The following is a 22551-nucleotide window of genomic DNA, read 5'->3' as shown; positions in this document are numbered from 1 at the left end:
TTGAGTTTTTATTATTTTATAAATATTTTGTACACTGACAATTAAATTGATTTTTTAGTATTATTTTATAGGTATAAAAGTAAAATTCGATAAAATAAAAATATAAGACATGCACATAGGAGGCAATATGACAAAAAAAGAATTCATCACCAGAATCGCAGAAAGATGCGACGTACCTGTAAAAGTTGCAGATAAATTTTTCGATGCTTTTGTGTTTATTTTAAAAGAAGAATTAATCGCTGAAGAAAAAGTTCAACTTTCAGACTTAGGAACTTTCTCTACTCAAATTAAAAGCGGTCGTGTAACAAAAAACCCTTTCACTGGTGAACCATTAGAAATTCGTGAAAAACGTGTTGTGAAGTATAAACCTTCTAAATACTTACGTGAATTAGTTGATTTTTAATTCGCTAATTTTAATTAAAATTTTAAAAAAGCTAAAAATGCATAAGTTTTTTATGCATTTTTTAATTTCAAAATTTTAGTGTTTTATCTAAGTTCAAAATGCCAGGGAAGAGAATGTCCACAGATAAGGAATTTTTGACGATATTAACTATGTTTAAGCTATTTTCGTTCTTTAATAAAAATAAAATTCAATCAACTGGTGTACATAAAATTTGGTCGTATTTCTCAAAATAAATCAAATAGAAAGCTAGACCTCCGCATGCATTTACCTTAGTTAAATATTCGATTTGATTTGTTTTAATATTGCTTTTTTCGAGTCGATCGCTTTTAGTACTTTTTGCTTCAAAAGCGATAAATTGTCCCCGGTAGCAACCAATATAGTCCACAGTAGATTTGTGAGTTACCTTAACATTTTTGAGTCATAAATTTCCTTTGATGTCGCTCTCTGTCCCTGAAAATTTAATTGGTAAATTTAATTTTTGAATATATGCAATTTTATTTTTTTCTAACCAATCAATCGTTTGATTAATTAGTTTTTCAAATAACATTCCTTTATTTTTCATCTCATTATCTATATGCAATTTTTTTGAAAATAAAAAAATAACTGTGTAAAAACAGTTATTTTTGTGATGTGTATTCTTGCTTAATTTGTTCCATAAATTCACATAATTTTTCAAAATTAGCTTTTTCAAAAGCTGAGTGACTGGTCGCTTCGGTTAAATAAAGTTCTGAATTTGGTAATTTTTTATGCAATTCATACGCTGCACTTGGTAAGCAAACAGTGTCAAAACGACCGTGAACAATCCGAGTTTTAATATGTTCAATTTTAGAAGTGTTTTCTAAAATAAAATTGTTGCTAGGTAAAAATGAATTATTAACAAAATAATGAGCTTCAATTCTACCAATTTCATATGCGTGTTTTGGATCCATTTTATTATCTGGATTTTTTACTAAAACCGCTGCAGTATTTTCAAGATTTGCAAAATGTAAATCTGCTTCAACTTCTTTTTCATAATCACCACATGTCATTAATTCATAATAACGAGTTAAAATCGAGTTAACACCGGGATTGTGTTTATCTACATAATCTTTATATTTTGCAAAAGTAAATGGAAAGAAATTACTTGCTCCATTTTCTTCATATAAGAAGTCAATATCTTTTCAACGACAAAGGAAAATTCCTCTAAGTACCATTTGAATAACACGTTCAGGATGAGTAATCGCATAAACTAGTGATAATGTTGAACCTCAAGAACCACCAAATAAAATCATTTTTTCAATATTTAGTTTTTCACGTAAAAGTTCAATATCATTAATTAAATCTTGAGTTGTATTATTTCTTAATTCTCCGCTTGGAGTGCTTTTACCACATCCCCTTTGATCAAAAATAACAATTTTATAAAACTCTGGATCAAAGAATTCACGACATCTTTCACTTGTCCCGCCACCAGGACCACCGTGGATAAATAAAACCGGAATTCCATCAGGATTACCTGAAACTTCATAATATAAATTATGAATTGAATCTACTTTCAAAAATCCGGTTTCATATGGTTTAATGTTTGTATATGTCATTAGTTCCTTTCTAAACTTCCACATCTACATATACTAAAGTATGATCGGAAATAGTTTTAATATATTTGTTAAAGTCGTTAGCATAATTTTTAAATTCAAACGTATCAGCATGTTCTCTATCTAATATTCCGTTTTCAAAAGCATTAATGATATCAGCTTTGAATCCAACAAAATTCGCTTCATTTTCATTTATAAAATTGATGTTTTCCACTTCTTTATAGAATAAACGGTCATATGGTTGACTATAATTTCAGCTATTTCCTAATGATGTTTTGTGCTCATCACGGTCTTCGCCATAAACACGCTCATATCCGTCACTATATAAAGCGTCAAATAATTCATTATTATTTGTTTTTAAGTTAGTGTCGCCACCAAAAAATAGTGCCGCATGACCATCAATATCATCAAAATATTTCATTACTAAGTTTAAATTCTTGGCTTCTGACGCTTCGAATTCCCCAAGACTAGATCCGTAACCTTTAACAGATTTTTCAGCTCCTTTTTTACCAGGACTATCAAAATGAGCAAAAACGGTTGTAATTTTTTTATTTGTCCCAACAATACCAAATTGGACACCATATGGTGCTCTTTTATATTGTTGTTTACTACCATTAATTAAATCAATTTCATCTTTAAATGAGTCACCTACTTTTCCGTTTGAAAAACTATAAGGAGAAAATTTCGAACTTTTATAAATAATCCCTATTTTTTCTCATGTGCTGCTTGTATCTCTGTCCATAGTTGCTTCGTCAGTAGGTTGTAAAACATATGTTCAATCATTGGTATTTTGAATTGAGTTTAATTCATCAACTATTCTTTGAATATCATCTTCAGAAGAATAGTTTATTTCTGTTAAACCAACTAAATCCATGTTAGATTTATCAATTACTTGTCCAATTCCGTAAATTTTATAATCGGTTGATTTTGAACCGAAATTATAAATATTTCAATGTCCGATTCTATAAGTTAGACCTAGATTTACAACATCATTTGATGTTGCATTGTTATCATTATTATTCGCAGACGAACCAGAATTATTATTGTTTGAACTATTCGAATTGGTTTTTTTGATAATAATCTCCGGTTCTTTTCAAGGATTATTGATTTCAAAAATTTGTTCATATTCAGCTGAATCATCAACGAATTGATAAGTAATTTTTACTTTTTTACGTTCGATAAAGGTGTTTAATCTCTTAACAGTTCCTAATCCTTTTTTAAATGTAATTTCGCTTGAATCTCACTCATCGCGAATTTTGAATAAATTTTTATTTTCATCATCAAAACTTAAAAATTTATTTGCACTTAGTCTTAAAGATACTTTTTGAATTATATTACCTGAAAGATTTAAAGTTGAATTGACATACTTGATAACCTTATCTTCATCAACTAATTCAAAAACCACATTTTTATTCTTTTCTTTTGATTTTTCGTTAATTGGTTCTTCAGTTAAATCGTTTGTTGGTGTTTCAGATTCTTTATTTTCATTATCAATTGCAGGATTCGTAGGTTCAAGATTAGTAGGTTGTTTTTCTTTATCTACAGATTTTTCTTCATCTTTTGGAGTTTCTGAATCTTTTTTGTCATCATCTGTAGTTGGTTTTTCAGGTTCAGTGGTTATTGGTTCATCTACTTTTTCAACAGGATTTTCTTTATCTGTTGGTGGTGTGATTTCGTCTTTTTTTGAACCATCAACTTTTGGATCTGGATTAGTTGGTTCATCAGATTCAACTGGTTTTTCGATAAAGTTAAAAACTTGGAAATATTCAAATGAAGCGTTTTTTAAAATGACGCTAAATGAATTATTTTCTTTTAATAAAGCTGAAATTTCGCTATTTTGTAATGAAACACTTGAATCGCTCAATGAAAAAATAGGTGTGTCTAAATATAACAATTTTAGATCTGAATTAATTTTTAAATTTACTGTTTTTTTCGATTTTAATTCGTCTTGAAATTCATAATATTTATCGTTTTTAATAATATTTAAAGATTTAATTTCCTTAATTTCTTTTTCGACTTTGACTTCTTTAGAATTACAAGCTGCTGCTAGTGAAGTTGATAATGCAATTGTGCTTGTTAGTGATATTAAAATTAGTAACTTTTTGCTCTTCATAATTTAATTTTAAATTAATTATTTTTATTTATGTCAAAACAATTAAGAATGATAAATATTCCACTCATTTTTAAATAAAAAAGCAAAGAATAGTCTTTGCTTATAAGTTAATAATTATTTACCGAGACAAAATGTTTTGAACATTTTATCTAACAAATCTTCACGATTCGCTTTTCCACGAATGTTTTGTAAACTATCTCATCCATTTGTAATGTCAACAATTACTACATCAAACGTCATAAAATTTTCTAAGCTATTCTTAGCTTCATTCAAATGGTTTAAACATTCTTTTATCAAAGCTAATTGTCTTGTGTTAGATAAAATTTTGTCATTTTCAATGTCAATACCGCTAAATTTTTCGACCAATGCTTTTTCTAAAGTTTCGATTTGATTATTTATTGCAGATGTATAAACCACCGAAGAATCATCGATTGTGTTAATTAAATCTTTTTTATTAATAACCTTAATATAAATCTTGTTTAGTTCCTTGCTTTTTTGCTCGATCATTGAGTCAAATTCATTGTTTTCTTGTGTTGGATCTAAAACGTGAATAATTAAGTCTGCTCTTTCAATTTGTTCAAGTGATTTTTTAATTCCGATACTTTCGATTTTTTCATCTGTTTTTCTTAATCCCGCAGTGTCAATTAATTTGAATAAAATACCTTCAATTTGATAAGAAGCTTCAACTAAATCCCGAGTTGTACCTGCAATATCAGTAACAATCGCTTTTTCTTCGGATAAAAGTGCATTTAACAAACTACTTTTACCAACATTAGGTTTTCCTAAAATAGCAACATTTACACCTTCAAAAATATATCTTGAACTTTCACTTACTTTAATGATTTCTTTAATTTTTGTAATTAAATCTTTTACTTTAGGCAAAAGAATTTCATCAGTTAATATTTCAATATCATCATATTCTGGATAGTCGATATTTACTTCACATAATCCTATAATATAAGCTATTTCATCACTTAAATTTTCAATTAAGGAACTGGTTTTGCCGCTAAATTTGCTAATTGATAAAGCAGTTTGTTTTGTTGTTTTAGCCATGATTAAATCATGTACAGCTTCAGCTTTAACTAAATCCATTTTTCCGTTTAAAAAAGCTCGACGTGTGAATTCACCAGGTTCTGCCAAACGAGCACCAGAAGCTAAAAGTAATTCCAAAATTTGATTAGTGACAACCACACCACCATGACAATTTATTTCGATCAAAGGTTCACCAACATAATTGTTATAAATTATTTGTCCATCTTTTTCACGACCTGTAAATCACATCACCAAAACTTCATCGACCATTTTGTCATTAAAATCGTAAATGTGTCCGTAAGTAATTTGATGGTCTTTTCCTAAACGTCCTTTGTATATTTTTTTAACAATTTCCACAGCATCTGGACCAGTTACACGGACAATTGAAATCGCTTGATTTACATTTGCACCAGAACTAATAGCAGCAATATTATCAAACATAAATTAAGAGTAATTAAGTTTAAAAATTTCGTAGTAACCTTTGAGTACTACATTTTCAATCTTAATTGTCCCCTCTACCTCCTTATCAAGTACGTCACCACCAGAAATGATTATTTTAGTAATTTTTTCGTTTTCATTCTCAGATAAATTCATTTTGTGAGACCACACAAAACCATTTAAAATATGGAATAAACCACTTTGGAGAGCATTAATTGTATTCGTAGCATTTTCATTGTAAAATTCTAAATCCACTTCTTTATTTTTTAGTCCATCAGCACTCTCTAATAAATTTCTAAAGCTTAAACCTACCCCGGGGGCAATCGAAACAGAAATTAATTTTTTATTTAAAATTTTTAAGCAAACCGCAGCAGTTCCAAAAATAAATACTAATCCAGAATCAAAGTGTCCGCTTACATACTCACAACTTGCTAAAATGTCCCTACCAATTTTGTTAATGTCCATTTTTTCATCTATTGAAAAACTAAATTTCATTGCGTTTTCAATCAGAACATATTTTTGATTGTGTTTTTCGAAATATTGGCTAATCATTTTTGTTTTTGATACAACTACACTACCTAAAACGACACATTCATTTTTTTGAATTTGATGTTGATTTCAAAATTCATCTAAAAATTGTTCATCAACTTGGTGAATTGGTTGTGAAAATCAGTTTTCCATTTTATCGTCAATAAAGAAACCAATTTTTAAATAAGAGTTACCAACGTCAAAAACTATTGTTCGCATTTTTTATCCTTTAAAATAGTTTTTAAATACTTAGAAATTTTACTTGCTAAATCGGGTTTGCTTAATGATTCAAATTCTTGTGTCTGAATAATTTTGTCATTTTTGAAAATAAAAACACCTGAACTAGTATTGGAATTTAACGATTCTTTTGAATTTACAACTAATAAATCTAATTTTTTCTTTTCGAATTTCATCATCCCTAAATCAATAAGTTTTCCGTTAGTTTTTGATTCTAAAGCAAAACCAACTTTAATTTTTTCTGGAAATTTTTTTGAAACTTCGAATAGTACATCCGGACCTATTTTATAGGTTAAATCGAATTTTGTATCCTTTTTAATTTTTCCATCATGTTTATCAAAAATAAAATCGCTTACTGCCGCATTTGAAACAAAAATGTCAGCGTCCACAATTTGCTCCATTACCGATTTTTCGTACTCATTAGGTGTATACACATTGATAATTTTGATGTTATTTGGAATAGTTAAATTGAGATTTTGAATATTTGCATTAATTACAGTCAAATTAAAATCGTTGTGCAATTCATTAATTAAAGCAATCCCTGTTTTTCCTGAACTGGGAACACTTAAAACTCTTACATCATCCAATTGGACATTTGTGTATCCTAGAGTTAATAGTAATTTAGGTTTTTTGTTTTTATTAAAAAGAAAATCAATAATTTCTTCATTTGAAACAATGTGTCCAATTCCATTGTCTCCACAGTGTAATAAACCTTGAATTGGTCCTAAGAAAGTTATACCGAGCTCTTTTAATTTCCGAATATTATTTTGCAAAATAGGATTTTGATACATCAGTGTGTTCATCGCGGGACAAATAAGAGTTTTATTGTGGAAACCCAGCGACAATATATCTAATATAAAATTGTCTGAAATTCCGTTAGCATACTTATTTATAGTATTAAAAGTTGCAGGAAAAATTATTATTTGATCTGCTCATTTAGCCAAATTAACATGTAAAGGATCTAAATTTTGATAGTTACTTTGATAATTAACTAATTCAAATTCATCACTAGTATCAACTAAATCGAATTGATCCGCTTTTGGTGATAAAACAACTTTAACATTTACATTTGATTCTTTTTTTAATAAACTCACTAAACTATTAATTCTTTTGACTGCAATGCTTGATGTACCTAAGATCAAAATATTCATTTTTTTCCTTATTTGTTAATTAAAATAAACTTTTATAATTATATAACATTAATTAAATCAAGGAGACAAAGTGTATAAAACAACTCAACAAATTGTCTATTTATCAATTTATTTTGCTTTAACATTAATTTTAACTTTGATTCCAAATGTTGGATTAATTCAAATTGGTGTAGTTTCGATTAATCTAGCCACTTTAATAATCCCGTTAATGGTTGTACATTTACGAAAATTAGGAATTCTTTCAGGTTTATTTGTCGGAGCTGGATCTTTTTTAGCAGCAATTTTTTATGGAAAAGTATTATTCATCTATCCAGATGTATCCGTTTTACCAAGAGTCTTAGTCGGAATAGCAATTTACTTTACTTATGAGTTTTTAGGTAAAATAAATTTTTGAAAAGCACTTGTACTTGGTTTTAGTTCTGCATTTCTTAATACATTATTTGTATCTATTTTTTTGCTGCTTCATAATTGAGTTTTTCCATTTGATTTTTTTGCAAATCAAAATGTAAATCCAATTAAATTTTGATTCCTGTTGATTTTACCTAACATTATCGCAGAACCAATCGCACTAACTGTATTGGTTGGATTAATGACTCCGTTATTTGTTTATTTTGAAAAAAGTAGACAAAATTCAAATATTCACTATTAATTTAATAACTTGTATTATTTATCAAAATTTTGTGATATAATTGATAAGCATTTGGCGAACGTGGTGAAGTGGTTAACACAGCGGGTTGTGGTCCCGTCATTCGCGGGTTCGAATCCCGTCGTTCGCCCCAGATGAGACAAGCAACCCGAATAGGTTGCTTTTTTCAAATTTAATCACCAAAAAAAATTAAGGACGGTATAAAATGGCATCATTAAAAGCAGGAATCGTGGGATTACCAAACGTAGGTAAGAGTACACTATTTAGCTCGCTGACTAAAAAACAAGTTGAAGCTTCAAATTATGCATTTACTACAATCGAACCAAACGTATCATCTGTTGCATTAAAAGATCCACGTTTAGACAAAATCATTGAAATTGTCAATCCTAAAAAAGTGGTACACGCAACTTTTGACTTTGTTGACATTGCAGGACTAGTAGAAGGAGCTAGCAAGGGGGAAGGTTTAGGTAATAAATTCCTTGCCAACATTCGTGAAGTTGACGCAATAATTCATGTGGTTAGATGTTTTGAAAATAAAGACATTATGCACGTTGCTCATAGTGTGGATCCTGAAAGAGATCAAAAAATCATCAATTTAGAATTGATGCTTGCAGATATTGAAACTATCACTAATGTTCTAAATCGTGTGGACAAAAAAGCTAAAAGCGGGGACAAGTTCGCAATTCTTGAAAAAGCAACTGCTCAAAAAATCAAAGAAGCTTTAGAACAAGAAATTCCTGCTCGTGATGTTGAGTTAAATGAAGAAGAAAATAAAATTATCAAAGGATATCAACTTTTAACTCGTAAACCAATTATTTATGTTGCAAATTTAAGTAATGAACAAATTGTTGATTATGCAAATGATGCTAATTTTCATAAATTAAAAAATAGTCTACCAGCAAACTCGCAAATTATCCCTATTTCAGTACAAATGGAATCGGAATTAATTACAATTGAAGACGAAAATGAAGCAAAAGAATTTTTATCAATGTACAACATTAGTGAAAGTGGACTAGACATTTTAACTCGTGAAGCATTTAAGTTATTAAACTTAGAAACCTATTTTACAGCTGGAGAAGTAGAGGTACGTGCTTGAGTTTATAAAAAAGGAATGCTCGCACCACAATGTGCCGGAATTATTCACACTGACTTTGAAAAGAAATTTATTAAAGCGGAAGTTATTTCTTACGATGATTTCGTCTCTCTTGGAGGAGAATTAAATGCAAAAAACGCTGGTAAGATGCGTCAAGAGGGAAAAAATTACGTGATGCACGACGGTGATGTGTGTCACTTTAAATTCGGAAAATAAAAAGACACTTGCGTGTCCTTTTTCGGGGGTTTAGCATATTGGTTGTGCAGCGGTCTCCAAAACCGCCGAGACGGGTTCGATTCCTGTAACCCTCGCCATATCCATTTCTTTGGACTAGAAGGAATTTATAATTCCTTCTTTTTTTGCGTTTTATATATGCGATTTTTGAAACCTAAAATACAAATATCACTTGTTTATAGGTATTTTTAATTTTCTATTAGAGCTCACTTCAAAATGCAAATAAAAAAACTAACCCTGATTTAGGATTAGTTTCTAATTATTAAAAACTATTTTTTAATGTTGTAGAATGCAGATGCACCAGCAAATTTACCTGAGCAACCTAATTCTTCTTCGATTGCTAATAAACGGTTGTATTTTGCGATACGGTCTATACGTGACATTGAACCAGTTTTAATTTGTCCAGCGTTCATAGCAACTGCGATATCTGCGATTGTTGTATCTTCTGTTTCTCCTGAACGGTGTGAAACTACAGCTGTCATGTTTGCTTTTTGAGCCATTTGAATAGCTTCAAATGTTTCTGATAATGAACCAATTTGGTTAACTTTAATTAAAATTGAGTTCATAGCTTTTTCTTCAATAGCACGTTTTAAGATTTTTGTGTTTGTAACTGTTAAGTCATCACCAACGATTTGAACTTTGTGTCCGTATTCTTTTGTGAATTTTTCAAATCCAGCTCAGTCACTTTCTGCTAAACCATCTTCAATAGAAACGATTGGATATTTGTCTACTAATTTTCCTAAGTAGTCAATCATTTCGTCTGTTGTATATGATAATTTAACACCTTCTAAGTGTTCAAAACCAGGTTTTTTAGCTTCAATAGCAGCTTTTAATTTACCAAATGTATATACACCATTTTCATATAATTCACTTGAAGCACAGTCCATTGCAATAGCAACAGCTTTTTCACCTTCACGAGCAGGAGTGTATCCTGAAACTTTAATAGCTTCAACTAAGAAATCTAAAGCTTCTTCGTGTGATTTGAAGTTAGGAGCAAATCCACCTTCGTCCCCAACTTGTACTCCGTGTCCAGCTTTTTTAAGTAATTTAGCTAAGTTGTGGAATACAAAGTTTGCCATTTGCATTGATTCTCTAAATGTTTTAGCACCAACTGGCATAATCATAAATTCTTGGAAGTCTAATGTATTTGAAGCGTGTTCTCCACCATTAATAACATTTAACATTGGTAAAGGTAATAAGTGAGCGTTGAATCCACCTAAATATTTGTATAATGGTAAGTCTAATTCATCAGCAGCAGCGTGAGCAACAGCTAATGAAACTCCTAAAATAGCGTTAGCACCGAATTTTTCTTTGTTTTCTGTACCATCTAATTCAATCATTTTGTAGTCGATAGCACGTTGTTCGGTTACTTCCATTCCTAAAAGTTGAGGAGCAATATCTTGGTTAACGTGGTCAACAGCTAACATAACTCCTTTTCCACCGAATCAGTTACCTTCGTATTTTGAACCTTTATCTCTAAGTTCTAATGCTTCTCTTGAACCTGTTGAAGCACCTGAAGGAACCATAGCTGAACCGTAAGCACCTGCTTCTGTTCATACTTCAACTTGAACTGTAGGGTTACCACGAGAATCTAAAACTTCACGTGCATGAATTTTTGAAATTGCTGACATTTTTCTCCTTATGTATAATTAACAATTTTTAATTGTTAATATTATAGCATTTTCATTTTTTTAATAATCATTAAGAAATATTATTGTTTTAATTAAATGTGTAAATATTTCATAAAATAAAAGTAACCTTTAATAGGTTACTTAATTTCCTTTTAAACTTGAACTAAAGATACTATTTGAATGTTCTTGTCATTGATTTTTTCACGACCTTTTAACTCAGTTAATTCCATTAACATAATGACTTTGATAACTTCCACACCTTGGGATTTTAATAATTCAATAATTGCATTAAGTGTCCCGCCAGTAGCCAAAACATCGTCCACAATCACAGCTTTTTGTCCCGGTTTGATGAATCCAGTTTGAATTTCTAAACGGTCTTTTCCGTATTCTTTACCATAATCAATTGACACAACTTCTCCAGGTAACTTACCGGGTTTACGAACCATCACAAATGGTTTTTTAAGTTGTGCAGCAATTGGTGTACCGAATAAAAATCCGCGCGCATCAGGTCCAATGATGATGTCTGCTTCATTGCATTCCGCAGCCATTTGATTAATTGTGTAATTTAATACTTCTCCGTTTGCTAATAAGGGACTAATATCTTTAAATAGAATCCCCTCTTTTGGAAAATTGGGAATATCTCTAATGTATGCTTGAATATCGATTTTCATGATTAACCTTTATTAAATTTAATTAATTTACTCTAATATCCTCGTAAAATTCTAAAACGTCATCTTCTTTGATATCGTTGAATTTCTTAATGTGACAACCAAAATCTTTACCTTTAACAACTTCTTTAGCGTCATTTAATTCTCTACGAAGTGAGTCCAAAACACCTTCGTGAATTAATTTATTCATACGGTAGACTTTAACTTTTGAGTTCGCTTTAACAACCCCTTCGTCCATGATTGCACCAGCAATGTTACCAACTTTTGAGTAGAAGAAGATTTTAATAATATGTGCTGATCCGATTTTACGCTCTTCGTACACAGGTTCTTTTTCACCTTCTAACATTTTTTCACAAGTTTCAATAATTTTATAAATAACATCGTAAGAATATAAATCAACTCCAAAACTTTTAGCTGATTGTTTTTGTGATGCGGTTGGTTTTAAGTTAAATGTAAACATTGTTGCATTTGAAGCTTGTGCTAGTAATAAATCAGTATTTGTAATACTTCCTGCCGCAGCTTGAACAACTTTAATTGCGGCTTCATTATTTGACATTCCGTCAATTTGTCCCTTAATCGCTTCAGCTGTCCCTTGCACGTCACTCTTAATAATAACATTTAAAATCTTTTTACCATCATTATCAATTAATGATTGTGATTTTTGGTATAACTCGTTTTGTTTATCAATAATATTTTTCTCTGAAGCTAATTTTTTCGCAAATTTTTCATCTGAGAAACCAACAAATTTGTCACCAGCCATTGGTGCATAATTTAGTCCAGAAATCACCACAGGAGTCCCTGGTAACGCTTTCTCGATTGGATTGTTATTTGTATCTGTTAAAACTCTAATTCTACCATAACGTGAACCAGCCACAATAAAGTCACCTTTATATAAGGTTCCGTTTTCAATAATTAGAGTTGACACGTTACCGATTCCTTTGTCAATTTTAGATTCAATAACTGTCCCTATTGGATAACGATTTGGATTTGCTTTTAAGTCTAAAATTTCAGAAAGTAAAATAATTGCATTAAATAAATCATTTAAACCTTCCCCTTTAAGAGCAGAACCATAAACGATTTGAGTGTCCCCACCGTACTCGTCAATAATAACATTGTTTTCAGCTAATTCACCTTTTAAACGGTCCAAGTCTTTGTTTGGTTTGTCCATTTTATTAACAAAAACAATAATTGGTACATTTGCCGCTTGAGCATGTATAATAGCTTCTTTGGTTTGTGGCATCACACCGTCGTCAGCTGCTACTACTAAAATAACAATATCAGTTACTTTAGCACCACGTGCTCTCATTTGTGTGAAGGCTTCGTGTCCCGGTGTATCAATAAAAGTAATTTTACCTTTTTCGTGTTGTACTTGATATGCCCCAGTGTGTTGTGTAATCCCTGAACTTTCAGTTGCTACCACATTTGAATTTCTAATTTTATCAATTAATGTAGTTTTTCCATGATCAACGTGTCCCATCACGGTGATGATCGGTGCTCTTTTTACTAAGTCACTTTCTTTGTCGATGAAATTTACTTCATCCAAGAAGTTCCCAGCATCAACATTAACTTCCTTGTTGAAGTCAAAACCATAATCAAGACATAATTCAGCAATTTCTTCTTCTTCAAGTACATAGTTTAAGTTATATACTTTACCTTTTAAAAAGAATTTTTTAATAATTTCATTTGCATTGACTTTGGTTTTTTGAGCAAAATCAGTTATTGTCATTTTACCAGTAAAGGTAAAAACTCCATCTTTCAATTCTGTTTTAATATTTGAAAGCTGTTTTTTAACATCCTCAACGTTGCTTATTCTGTTTTGTTTTTTTGCCATATTCCCTCCATTAATTGTTTGTAAATTGAATCATAAACTTCTGTAGACACATTAAAGCGAAACGATCTATTTAATCCTTTACCCTTATAAAACTTCTCTCATACATTCGGATCATTTTTAATATAACAACCGCGACCTTTACCAGTTTTTTCTAAGTCTAGTTGAATTAGATTCTTTTTTTTATCAAAATCGAATCTAATCAAGTCTTGAATGTCTAGTATTTGATTTGTTGCTACACATTTACGTGTGTAATTTTTATTTTTCTCACTCATCATCAAAATCACTTAAATCAAGATTTTCTGAAAGACCGTAACTTACTAAATCATTATCTACTTTGAAGTCTTTTAATTCGATTTTTGCTTTGTTATAAGCTTTGCTTTCTTTTTCTTTATTTGAAGCTTTTGATTTTGGTTTTTCACTGATTTCATCCTCTTCGATTTCGCTATCATCAAAAACTTTGTCAAAATCGATTTTGTTTAAGAAATCGTAATTATTGTCTGATTCAATTTGTTCTGAAACTTCTTCAATGTCAAATAATGAATCAATGTCCAATTTTGCAGATTTTTTTGATTTTTCTGCACTTTTTGTTGCTTTTTTATCTTCTTTTTGAACTGGTTCTTCTTCGATTTGTTCGTTGTTAGTTTGTTCTTCGATAAATCTTGAAACATCACTAGCAAAATCAGTTACATCAATGTCCAATTCTTCGAATAGTGATTGTGCAGGAGTACGTTTTGGTGTATGTTTTGGTTTAAATAAAGGTTTATCATAAATTTGTTCGTTTTTAAATTCGATCCCTTTTGCAACAGCCTCTTCTGGAGTTAACAATTCTAATCATGTTTTGGTTAAATCACGTGCTAATTCTACGTTAATTCCGCGTTTACCAATTGCTGTAGTCAAGTCACCTTTTTTAACAATTACACAAAAATTAGGATATTTTGAACTACCTTTGTTAATTGGAACTACATCGACAACTTTAGCAGGAGACATTGCATATTTAACATAACTTGCTAAATCGTCTGAATAACGAATTACATCGATTTTTTCACCACCTAATTTGTTGCTTACTTCTAAAATTCTTTTTCCATTAACCCCAATAATTGCTGTTACAGGATCAATCGCTGATGATTGTGCTGCCTCAACTGAAACCTTAGTTCTTTCACCTGGTTTTCTTTTAACATCCTTAATTACAATTAAACCTTGTTCGATTTCAGGAATTTCGTTTTTTAATAAATCATAAATTGCTCTTGGTGAATCAGTCGAAACAATACAAATACTGTATTTACTTTCTTCATCAACACCTTCAAGGTAAACATCAATAAATGAACCTAATGACATTTTTAAACTTCGATTTACCTTGCTTGCAGGTAAAAAGGCTGTTACGCCATCTTCAAATTCTAAGTTGTATGAATTATTTTCATTTTTAGTTAAAACACGCGCTTGCAACTTAGTTCCAATTAAATGTCTATATTTTTCAGCAATATTTCTTTTTTCACGTTGTCTTAAGTTTTGTGTAAATCCTGAACGAATTGCATTTTTGCTTCGTTTAGGCATATTATCAAAGTTAATTTCTTCTTTGAATGAATCACCTTCTTCAATTTCTGGATCAACTTTTTTAGCATCTGAAATTTTAACTAAATAAATAGTTTTCATTTTTTCAACATCAGCAACTGAATCATATTTCATTTCAGTTTCTCAATTTGCATATTCTTCATCACTTAAAACTAATTTGTTTAAGTTGTAAACGAAAATTTCTTCATTTGCATCATCGATTTCTAAAATAATTTCAGCTTCTGGATCGATATCACGATTAATCGCTTTGTTAATTTCGTCGCTAAAAATGTCTAAAACATCTTGTACATTAATACCTTTTGATTTTGCAAAACCATTGATCATTTGATATAGTTCGCTTCTGTGTGTGTTTTCGTTTTGTACATTTTCTACTTGTACTTCGCTCGCTTTTTTTCTTGGCATTTTAACTCCTAAAATTTAATGTAAAGTTCAATTTTATTAACATTGTTTTTGTCTAATTTTATTTTTCTAAACTGTCCATGATCGTTTCATTTAATTAATATTTCATTTTCTAAAACTTCTAAAACTTCACCAACAAAAATATTGTGAGTCAAATACGCTTTATCTAAGAAAAATTTTAATTTTTGGTTAATATAATTTTCTACATCATCTAGACTAATATTAGTCTCAACACCTTTAGAAAGTACACTTAAGTTTCATTCGTCTTTAAATCAAGTTTGATTATCCAAATATTCAATAAAAAGTTTTGAATATTTTTCAACTTCATTCAAATCTTGAGTATTTAAGACTATTTCTAAGGTATTATTTAATGCACTTTTGACTAATTCAATCGGATCAGCGACCATTTTTGCTGAGATGATAATGTCACCAAATTCGTCTTTTAAAATTTTTTTATAGTCCATAATTTCCTTTTTTATAACAGTTTATGTAAATTATCAAAATAATAAAAAGTTGCAAAAGCAACTTCTTATCTGGAATTTTGCTTTCCAATTATAACAAATATTTACCTTAGTTCATTAGAATGGACTAAAAATTACCATTTTTTGAATATTTTGAGAACTAAAGCTCCTAATGTTCCGAGAAATGCAATTGTCATCGCAACTGTTACAAAAATATTAAAAAATTGATAAAAAACAAGTATTCTTGCGACTTATTTGCAAAAATACTTGTTATTTGTTCATTAATTCATCTTCTTTTTCTTTGGCGATATTGATAATGTGGTTAATTAATTTATCGACTTCTTTTTGAATTATATCTAAGTATTGTTTTTGTGTGTCTTCTGACAATTCTTCGTCAGCTTTAATACTTTTATTTACATCTTGTCTAGCTGTACGAACACCAACTTTAGCAATTTCGGTAAATTTAGCTAAATTTTTGACCATTTCTCTTCTGCGTTCAGTTGTTAGTGCTGGGAATGTCATTCTAACTTGGTTACCTTCGTCAACAGGCATAATTCCTAAATTGGCATTAGTCAAAGCTTTTACAACGTCTCTAACTGACGATTGATCATAAGGTTTGATTAATAATTGTTGTGGTTCGGGAACAGAAATATTAGCTAGTTCATCCAATGGTGTAGGTGTACCATAATAATCTACTCTAATTCCTTTTATGATTTGTGGATTTGCACGACCTGTTGAAATTTTTGAGATTTCAAAACGAAAATGGTTAATTGCTTTTTCACTTTTTTCATGTAATTCTAATACGTATAAATCTATTTCCATATTATTTAATTACTTCTGTATGAGTAATTTCTCCTTTAATAGCTCTTAAAATTGAGTTTTCTTCAGCAATATTAAATACAATTAATGAAATATTATTGTCACGTGCCATACTTGTGGCGGTTAAATCCATGACTTGTAGTTTTCTTTCTAAAATTTCATCATAAGTAATTTTTTCAAAACGTTTAGCGTTAGGGTTTGTTTTAGGATCTGAATCGTAAATTCCTTCAACTTTATTTTTCCCCATCAGGATGGCCTCAGCACCAATTTCTGATGCATAAAGAGTAGCAGCTGTATCAGTGGTGAAGAAAGGTCTACCAGTACCACCGACAAAAATAACAACTTCTCCATCATTTAAGTATTTGATTGTTTTTTCGTTAACGTAATTTTCAGCAACTTTAGCATCAATATTAATAGAGCTTTGAACACGAACGGCTAATCCCTCTTGTTCAAATCCACTTTGTAATGCTAAACCGTTCATAATTGTCGCTAACATACCGATATAATCTGCTCTATTACGCGGTATTCCGTTTTTTGCCGCTGAAGCACCACGTCAAAAGTTACCACCTCCGATTACGATCGAAACTTGAATTCCCATTTCAACGATTTGCTTTAATTGTTTTGCAATGTTTGAAACTAATCCGTAATCAATAGCTAAATGTTTTTCTTTATTAACTAAACCTTCCCCAGAAAGCTTAATAAGAATACGTTTATATTTCATTTTGCTCCTTGTATTTCGTTTTTTAAATTATAAAATATAAAACCAGAAACGGTCGAAAATAATAAATTTTATTATTTATCAACGAAATAAATCATCTTTTAGTCGAACCCACCTTTATTTTCGCGGCAAAAATCATAAATAATTTATAATTATAGTTAAGCGATGGACGGGGGTATCCTACAATTGTAGGATTGAGAAAGACTCTTATTAGCTGATCTAGTTTATACTAGCGTAGCGAGTTCCTTTTTTAAATATCCCCTCTCCTTGCTAATTATCGCGAAGAGAGGTTTTTTTATGAAAAAATACAAATTAGCTTTATCTGTAGCTGCTACATCATTGCTTACAGTTGTTCCTGCAATTTCCGGAGCATGTGTTGGCAAAACAGAAAAAACTCCTAAAACACCTGGGACAGGTACTGGGGACACTCAAAAAGATAACGGTAAAGTAGAAACACCAAAAAAAGATTTTAAAATTATTTTAAATAGTGATGCACAATATGCTGGTGAAGAAGCAAAAGTTGCTTTAATTAAAAAATTAGAATCTAAATTACCATCTTATAAATTTACAATTGAATTTACAGATGATTACACAACCGCATTAGACGAAGTAATCAAAGGAGCTGCACATCTTGCTTTCCCTTCAGTTGGCGCTTTAATGAGTAACGAAAAACACAATGAAGTTAATCCTTATTTACAAACTTTAGCTCGTTCATTTAATAACGATTCAACAGCCGCTGTATATGTTGATGGTACTCTTGAAAATGATCCGCTTAGAAAATTAGGTGCATCAGAGACAGAAGAATTTAATGCAACTCCATATGCAAACTGAGATCCAAATAACTGAGATAAGATAAATTATATTTACAAAAACTTCTATGATTCAGCTAAAAAAGTAAATTATCAAAGAGGTGCAATTTGAATTTCAGGGACAGATGAAGTAAGAGCAAACATTATCAAAGCTTGAAATGATAAAGATTGAGCAACATTCAAATCATTTGGAGTTATACATGGTAGTTCAGATTCAGGAAGCAAATTCATCCTTCCACAAAATCTTTTAAAATTACACTTTAACAAAGAAGATAATAAATTTACAACACTTTCAGAGGAAATTTTAAATAATGCAAATCTTTTTGTTGAAGGTAAAATTGCTCATTTACATAAAGATGCATCAAAGCACATAGTTTTTGATAACCAAGGTTCATATTCATGAACAAAATCAAAAGAAGAAAACTTAAGTAAATATACACCAAGAGATGGTGAAAAATTAGAAATCTTGACATTAACAAATCCTATTCCATATAATCTTGGTGTGTTTAATAAAGACTTGCCAAAAGAAGTTATTGAAACTATTTCAGATACATTTATTGAGCTAGCTAATGCAGATCAAGATCCTACAGGTAAATCACAAGGATTTGTTGGATATGAAAAAATTAATGATTTAAGCTCAGTAATTAGTATGTATGAAAACGGTACAAAATAATTTAATTACGCTTAAAAATGTTGTAATAAAAGATAAAAATCAGACATTAGTTCGTGATGCATCTTTTACTATACCTAAAAATCAAATTGTTGGAATAATTGGTAAAAGTGGTTCCGGAAAGACCACCACAATTAATGCAATAGTACAACCTAAAAGTGTATTCAAAGGTGAAATTGAATATGCTTTTAGCAATCCGCACAATCATAAAAAATGACTTAAAGCAATTTCATACATCACTCAAGAACCAAATTTAATCGATGATGAAGATGTTTATTTTAATATGAAACGTCTTTATCGTAATCATGGTAATTGACTAAAAAGGTTTTTTAACTTTCTAGATAAAAATGACAAAGAGAATTTAAAAAAATCTTTAGAACTAGTCGGTTTGTCCGACAAAATCTATTTTCCAGTCTATAAATTATCTGGTGGTGAAAAACAACGTTTAGAAATTGCTAAAGCTCTTTTTAATAATTCAGAAATTATTTTTGCGGATGAACCAACATCAAATCTTGACCTTAAAAATTCCGATTCAATAATGCAAGTCTTTAAACAATTAAAGGACATGAATAAAACCATAATTATTGTAATTCATGATATTAATTTAGCACTCGAGTATTGCGGCAAATTAATATTGTTTAAAGACGGAAAAGTTGAAAAAACAGTCGAAAAAGAACAATTTCAAAGGAGTGAAATTGAAAACTTTTTTGATCAATAGTTTTAATAAAATTAAATTTAAACAGCTTTTGTGAATTCTATTAATCTCTTTTTTTGTGATTAGTATTTTTCATCTTAACATTTTTTCACAAGGTAACACACGACCTGAATTATTTTGAAAAAACTTAGCAAAATTATTTCAATTTAAAACTACATCCCAAGATTACAGTCAAAATCTTTTTTGAGTCTGTTTAAAAATGATGTTTTTAAGCATTAAAGCGGTGGTTTTTGGTAATTTATTTGGATTCTTGTTCGCTTTTTTTACTTCTATTTTAATCACACAAAATTTATATATAAAAAAATATACTGCTACAATTGCTAAAATCATTGTAATTTGCTTAAAAGCTTTACCATCATTAATACCGCTTTTCCTTTTGACCGAGGGATTTGGAGGACTTTTAGGGGCCAGTTTAATTATTTTTTGATTTACTTGATTATGATTAACTAGATATTTAAATAACATTTACGAAAATGCTAATCTAAAAAAATATTGAGAATTACGTAGAATCGGATATAGCTTATTAAAGGCATTTTATAAAACTGTTTTACTCGAACATAAAAATAAAGTATTTTTATATTTTCTTTTCTCACTTGAGAGTAATTTAAGATGAACCAGCGTTTTAGGTCAAGTTGGAGTTTACGGAATTGGTTTTTATATTAATCAATTTAAAAATAAATATGAATATTTAGGCATCTTTTTAATCGTGTTTTGCTTATTTATAGGTATTTTAGAATTAATTTTATATCTATCCAATCTCCTTATTAAATACCATTTTCAAATAAATTTAAACGCAAATAACATTCAAATTTGATTTCAACGAAATCTGAAAAAAATTGTTTTTTGAATTTTCATTTTAATCTATTCAATTGTTTTTATTCTTACGCTTACTGATTTTTCTTATCTAAATGTTCAATGAAAACAAATCACAATTGTTTTGATTAAATTATTTAGTTTTGATTTTAATTTATATAATGAAAATGAATTTTGGACAATTCTTCTTGATACGTTCAAAATAATTGAAGTAAGCTTTATTTCAACAATTTTAGGTGTTTCGATCGCTGTTGTTTACGCTTATTTTTCAGCAGAAAAAATAAATAATAAATGACTCGCAATCAGCTTAAAATTGAATATCATGTTTTGACGAATAATTCCAATTATGATAATTTATTACTTATTTATTTGAATTTTTAGCATTCAAAATTTAATAATTTTCTGTTTAACTGTTTCTGTTTTTCGTAGTTCCGCAAAACAAATTAGTGAATTTTATAATGCTTTAAATGTCGAAAAAATTAAATTATTAAGATTGCAAGGATTTAACAAATACCAAATTTTTGTAAAACATTGTTGACCGTCAATTCGAAAAGAAGTTAAGTCACAATTTTTAATTCAGTTTGACAACCGTTTACGAAACGCACTTATTTTTAGTGCTTTTGGTGGATTTTCAATTGGATTAAAATATAGTCATTTTATTAAACATAATGAAATTCAATATATTTTTCCATTACTTTTGCCTCTTTATGTTACATTCTTGGTTTTGGAATTTTCAAATTTTCGTCTATCCAAAAGGAAAATTTAATCACACTAAATGTGTGATTTTTTTATACAAAAAGTCACCATAGTGGCGACTTAAATAGCTTATTTACTGTATTTTTCATAAATTTCAGGTTCGTTCATTTTTAAGAAATATAGTCCAATTTTACGGTTTAATAAAACTTGTACTACATTCGGAACTGAAATATTAGCTTTTTGACGTTCATTAACAGGAATCATTGAGTAAATTAATTTATACTCTTCATCAACTTCTTTTTGAGTAATATCTAATTTTAAAGTTCTTGGAATATATGAATTCAAGAAAGTTAGTTTGAAATTATGATTTGAATATTTTAAGAATTTTTCTTGATTTTGTTTAATAACTTCTTCAACGTTACCATTAAACTGAGGATCATTTGCTGCTTGTTCTTTAATTTTAGCTGCAATGTTTTCTAATTCTTTGTTAACAATTTCAGCCGGTGGTTCTGGTAATTCGATTTGATTAATTAATTCTTCGTAAACTTTTTCCTTATATTGAGCTAATTCACGGTAGAATAATTGTTCCACAACTGTTTTCATGATGAAGTTTTTCGCTTCTTCGACAGTATGAATTTCATCAATACCTAAAAGATGAATTGTTTTATCGTTGATTGGTTGTTTTTTAACTTCTTTAATTTGAATAAGTTTTAAGATGTAATCTTTATTTTTAAAAGACACAGAATATTCTTTATTTAATTCTTTATTAAGTAATAATTGTGCAATTTCTTGGTCTTTTGTTGAATCAATTTGTAAAGTATTGATTTCAGAGTGTGAATTTTCAATATTTTGTAATTCAAATGTGACAATATCACCTTCTTGCGATGGTCTTTGCACTGGAATTTTAAAATCATAAGATTTGACATACTCATCAATAAAAGGTTTAACTGATGGATCATTTTCTAAATCATTTCTAAAGTGAACATTGACTTTTTTATTAATGTCTATTGCATTTAAATCATCAAAATAATAAAATTTAAATGTTGCTTTAGCTTGATTCATATCAACTTTAACATCACTAACAATTGGATTGAAGTAGATTTTTGAAAAATCACTACTAAATTCTTGAAATATTCTTGAAATTTCTGAATTTAAAAAATAACGTTTTGCGAATTCGATAATGACACTTTGATCGATTTTGGGATTATTTTGTTTTTGTAAATAATCCAATGCATTTTTTTGCATTTCTAATCATTGGTTTTTATCTGCTTGAACTTCTTTAATAATAAATTTTGTTGTTTGCATC

The 22551-nt window shown here is 29.4% G+C and carries 21 protein-coding genes, 2 tRNA genes and 1 riboswitch; of the genes, 8 read left to right on the top strand and 15 right to left on the bottom strand.

Annotation, left to right across the window (positions count from 1 at the left end):
- Positions 1–109 precede the first annotated feature (109 nt).
- Entirely contained in the window at positions 110–403 is a 294-nt protein-coding gene (locus BLA55_RS01360) for an HU family DNA-binding protein (RefSeq protein ID WP_465219225.1), read from the top strand.
- Between the two features lie 61 nt (positions 404–464).
- On the opposite strand, the gene recU is transcribed toward BLA55_RS01360, so the two are convergent.
- From recU to coaBC, 6 genes are all read right to left on the bottom strand, one after another.
- Entirely contained in the window at positions 465–965 is a 501-nt protein-coding gene (recU, locus tag BLA55_RS01355) for a Holliday junction resolvase RecU (protein ID WP_073372321.1), read from the bottom strand.
- A gap of 55 nt (positions 966–1020) precedes the next feature.
- A complete protein-coding gene (gene pip, locus BLA55_RS01350) occupies positions 1021–1977 on the bottom strand; it encodes a prolyl aminopeptidase (protein ID WP_235631841.1) in 957 nt (318 codons plus the stop codon).
- Between the two features lie 10 nt (positions 1978–1987).
- Positions 1988–4087, bottom strand: a complete 2100-nt coding sequence (locus tag BLA55_RS01345) for an endonuclease/exonuclease/phosphatase family protein (protein ID WP_073372319.1) — start codon at positions 4085–4087, stop codon at positions 1988–1990.
- A gap of 114 nt (positions 4088–4201) precedes the next feature.
- On the bottom strand, positions 4202–5560 hold the full coding sequence (gene mnmE / locus BLA55_RS01340; protein ID WP_073372318.1) for a tRNA uridine-5-carboxymethylaminomethyl(34) synthesis GTPase MnmE: 1359 nt from the start codon (positions 5558–5560) through the stop codon (positions 4202–4204).
- A 3-nt stretch (positions 5561–5563) separates the two neighbouring features.
- The gene (locus BLA55_RS01335) at positions 5564–6304 is read right to left on the bottom strand and encodes a type III pantothenate kinase (RefSeq protein ID WP_073372317.1); all 741 of its coding nucleotides are present in this window, start codon (positions 6302–6304) and stop codon (positions 5564–5566) included.
- A complete protein-coding gene (coaBC, locus tag BLA55_RS01330) occupies positions 6292–7473 on the bottom strand; it encodes a bifunctional phosphopantothenoylcysteine decarboxylase/phosphopantothenate--cysteine ligase CoaBC (protein ID WP_073372316.1) in 1182 nt (393 codons plus the stop codon). The genes BLA55_RS01335 and coaBC overlap by 13 nt, the downstream gene beginning before the upstream one ends.
- A gap of 70 nt (positions 7474–7543) precedes the next feature.
- On the opposite strand from coaBC, the gene BLA55_RS01325 reads away from it, so the two are divergent.
- The 4 genes from BLA55_RS01325 to BLA55_RS01310 all read left to right on the top strand — a co-directional run bounded on the left by BLA55_RS01325 (position 7544) and on the right by BLA55_RS01310 (position 9526).
- Positions 7544–8122, top strand: a complete 579-nt coding sequence (locus tag BLA55_RS01325; protein WP_073372315.1) for a hypothetical protein — start codon at positions 7544–7546, stop codon at positions 8120–8122.
- Between the two features lie 54 nt (positions 8123–8176).
- Positions 8177–8252 (top strand) — tRNA-His (locus BLA55_RS01320).
- A gap of 72 nt (positions 8253–8324) precedes the next feature.
- Complete coding sequence (gene ychF / locus BLA55_RS01315) at positions 8325–9428, top strand: redox-regulated ATPase YchF (RefSeq protein ID WP_073372314.1); 1104 nt, start codon at positions 8325–8327, stop codon at positions 9426–9428.
- Between the two features lie 24 nt (positions 9429–9452).
- Positions 9453–9526, top strand: a tRNA-Trp gene (locus BLA55_RS01310).
- Positions 9527–9715: 189 nt separating this feature from the next.
- On the opposite strand, the gene eno is transcribed toward BLA55_RS01310, so the two are convergent.
- The 8 genes from eno to pyrH form a co-directional block, all read right to left on the bottom strand.
- Complete coding sequence (gene eno / locus BLA55_RS01305; RefSeq protein ID WP_073372313.1) at positions 9716–11077, bottom strand: phosphopyruvate hydratase; 1362 nt, start codon at positions 11075–11077, stop codon at positions 9716–9718.
- Positions 11078–11229: 152 nt separating this feature from the next.
- Entirely contained in the window at positions 11230–11742 is a 513-nt protein-coding gene (locus tag BLA55_RS01300; protein ID WP_073372765.1) for an adenine phosphoribosyltransferase, read from the bottom strand.
- Between the two features lie 28 nt (positions 11743–11770).
- A complete protein-coding gene (gene infB / locus BLA55_RS01295) occupies positions 11771–13576 on the bottom strand; it encodes a translation initiation factor IF-2 (protein ID WP_073372312.1) in 1806 nt (601 codons plus the stop codon).
- The gene (locus BLA55_RS01290) at positions 13552–13851 is read right to left on the bottom strand and encodes a YlxR family protein (RefSeq protein WP_235631840.1); all 300 of its coding nucleotides are present in this window, start codon (positions 13849–13851) and stop codon (positions 13552–13554) included. Before BLA55_RS01290 ends, infB begins: the two co-directional genes overlap by 25 nt.
- Positions 13832–15547, bottom strand: coding sequence for a NusA N-terminal domain-containing protein (locus BLA55_RS01285; RefSeq protein ID WP_073372311.1), 1716 nt, complete (start codon positions 15545–15547; stop codon positions 13832–13834). Before BLA55_RS01285 ends, BLA55_RS01290 begins: the two co-directional genes overlap by 20 nt.
- Before the next feature lie 8 nt (positions 15548–15555).
- Positions 15556–16008, bottom strand: a complete 453-nt coding sequence (locus tag BLA55_RS01280; RefSeq protein WP_073372310.1) for an LSm family protein — start codon at positions 16006–16008, stop codon at positions 15556–15558.
- Positions 16009–16275: 267 nt separating this feature from the next.
- The gene (gene frr, locus BLA55_RS01275) at positions 16276–16827 is read right to left on the bottom strand and encodes a ribosome recycling factor (protein ID WP_073372309.1); all 552 of its coding nucleotides are present in this window, start codon (positions 16825–16827) and stop codon (positions 16276–16278) included.
- Position 16828: 1 nt separating this feature from the next.
- Positions 16829–17545 carry a UMP kinase gene (gene pyrH, locus BLA55_RS01270; RefSeq protein WP_073372308.1) on the bottom strand — a complete coding sequence of 239 codons (717 nt, stop codon included), beginning with the start codon at positions 17543–17545 and terminating at the stop codon, positions 16829–16831.
- A 158-nt stretch (positions 17546–17703) separates the two neighbouring features.
- Positions 17704–17800: riboswitch (TPP riboswitch) on the top strand.
- 39 nt (positions 17801–17839) lie between these two features.
- Between pyrH and cypl the strand changes: the two genes are divergently transcribed.
- From cypl to BLA55_RS01255, 3 genes are all read left to right on the top strand, one after another.
- Positions 17840–19024 (top strand): ABC transporter thiamine pyrophosphate-binding lipoprotein p37/Cypl, encoded by a 1185-nt coding sequence (cypl, locus tag BLA55_RS01265; protein WP_073372307.1) that lies wholly within the window; start codon positions 17840–17842, stop codon positions 19022–19024.
- Positions 19005–19739, top strand: coding sequence for an ATP-binding cassette domain-containing protein (locus tag BLA55_RS01260; protein WP_073372306.1), 735 nt, complete (start codon positions 19005–19007; stop codon positions 19737–19739). The genes cypl and BLA55_RS01260 overlap by 20 nt, the downstream gene beginning before the upstream one ends.
- Before the next feature lie 196 nt (positions 19740–19935).
- Positions 19936–21315 carry an ABC transporter permease subunit gene (locus BLA55_RS01255; protein WP_157089904.1) on the top strand — a complete coding sequence of 460 codons (1380 nt, stop codon included), beginning with the start codon at positions 19936–19938 and terminating at the stop codon, positions 21313–21315.
- Between the two features lie 59 nt (positions 21316–21374).
- Here BLA55_RS01255 and BLA55_RS01250 read toward each other — a convergent pair whose 3' ends face one another.
- On the bottom strand, positions 21375–22550 hold the full coding sequence (locus tag BLA55_RS01250) for a trigger factor-related chaperone (protein ID WP_073372304.1): 1176 nt from the start codon (positions 22548–22550) through the stop codon (positions 21375–21377).
- Position 22551 lies beyond the last annotated feature (1 nt).

This window comes from Mycoplasmopsis pullorum, assembly GCF_001900245.1.
Lineage (GTDB): Bacteria > Bacillota_I > Bacilli_A > Mycoplasmatales > Metamycoplasmataceae > Mycoplasmopsis > Mycoplasmopsis pullorum.
The sequence above is the reverse complement of the archived record's forward strand: the minus strand, read 5'-3'. Positions and strand labels throughout refer to the sequence as shown.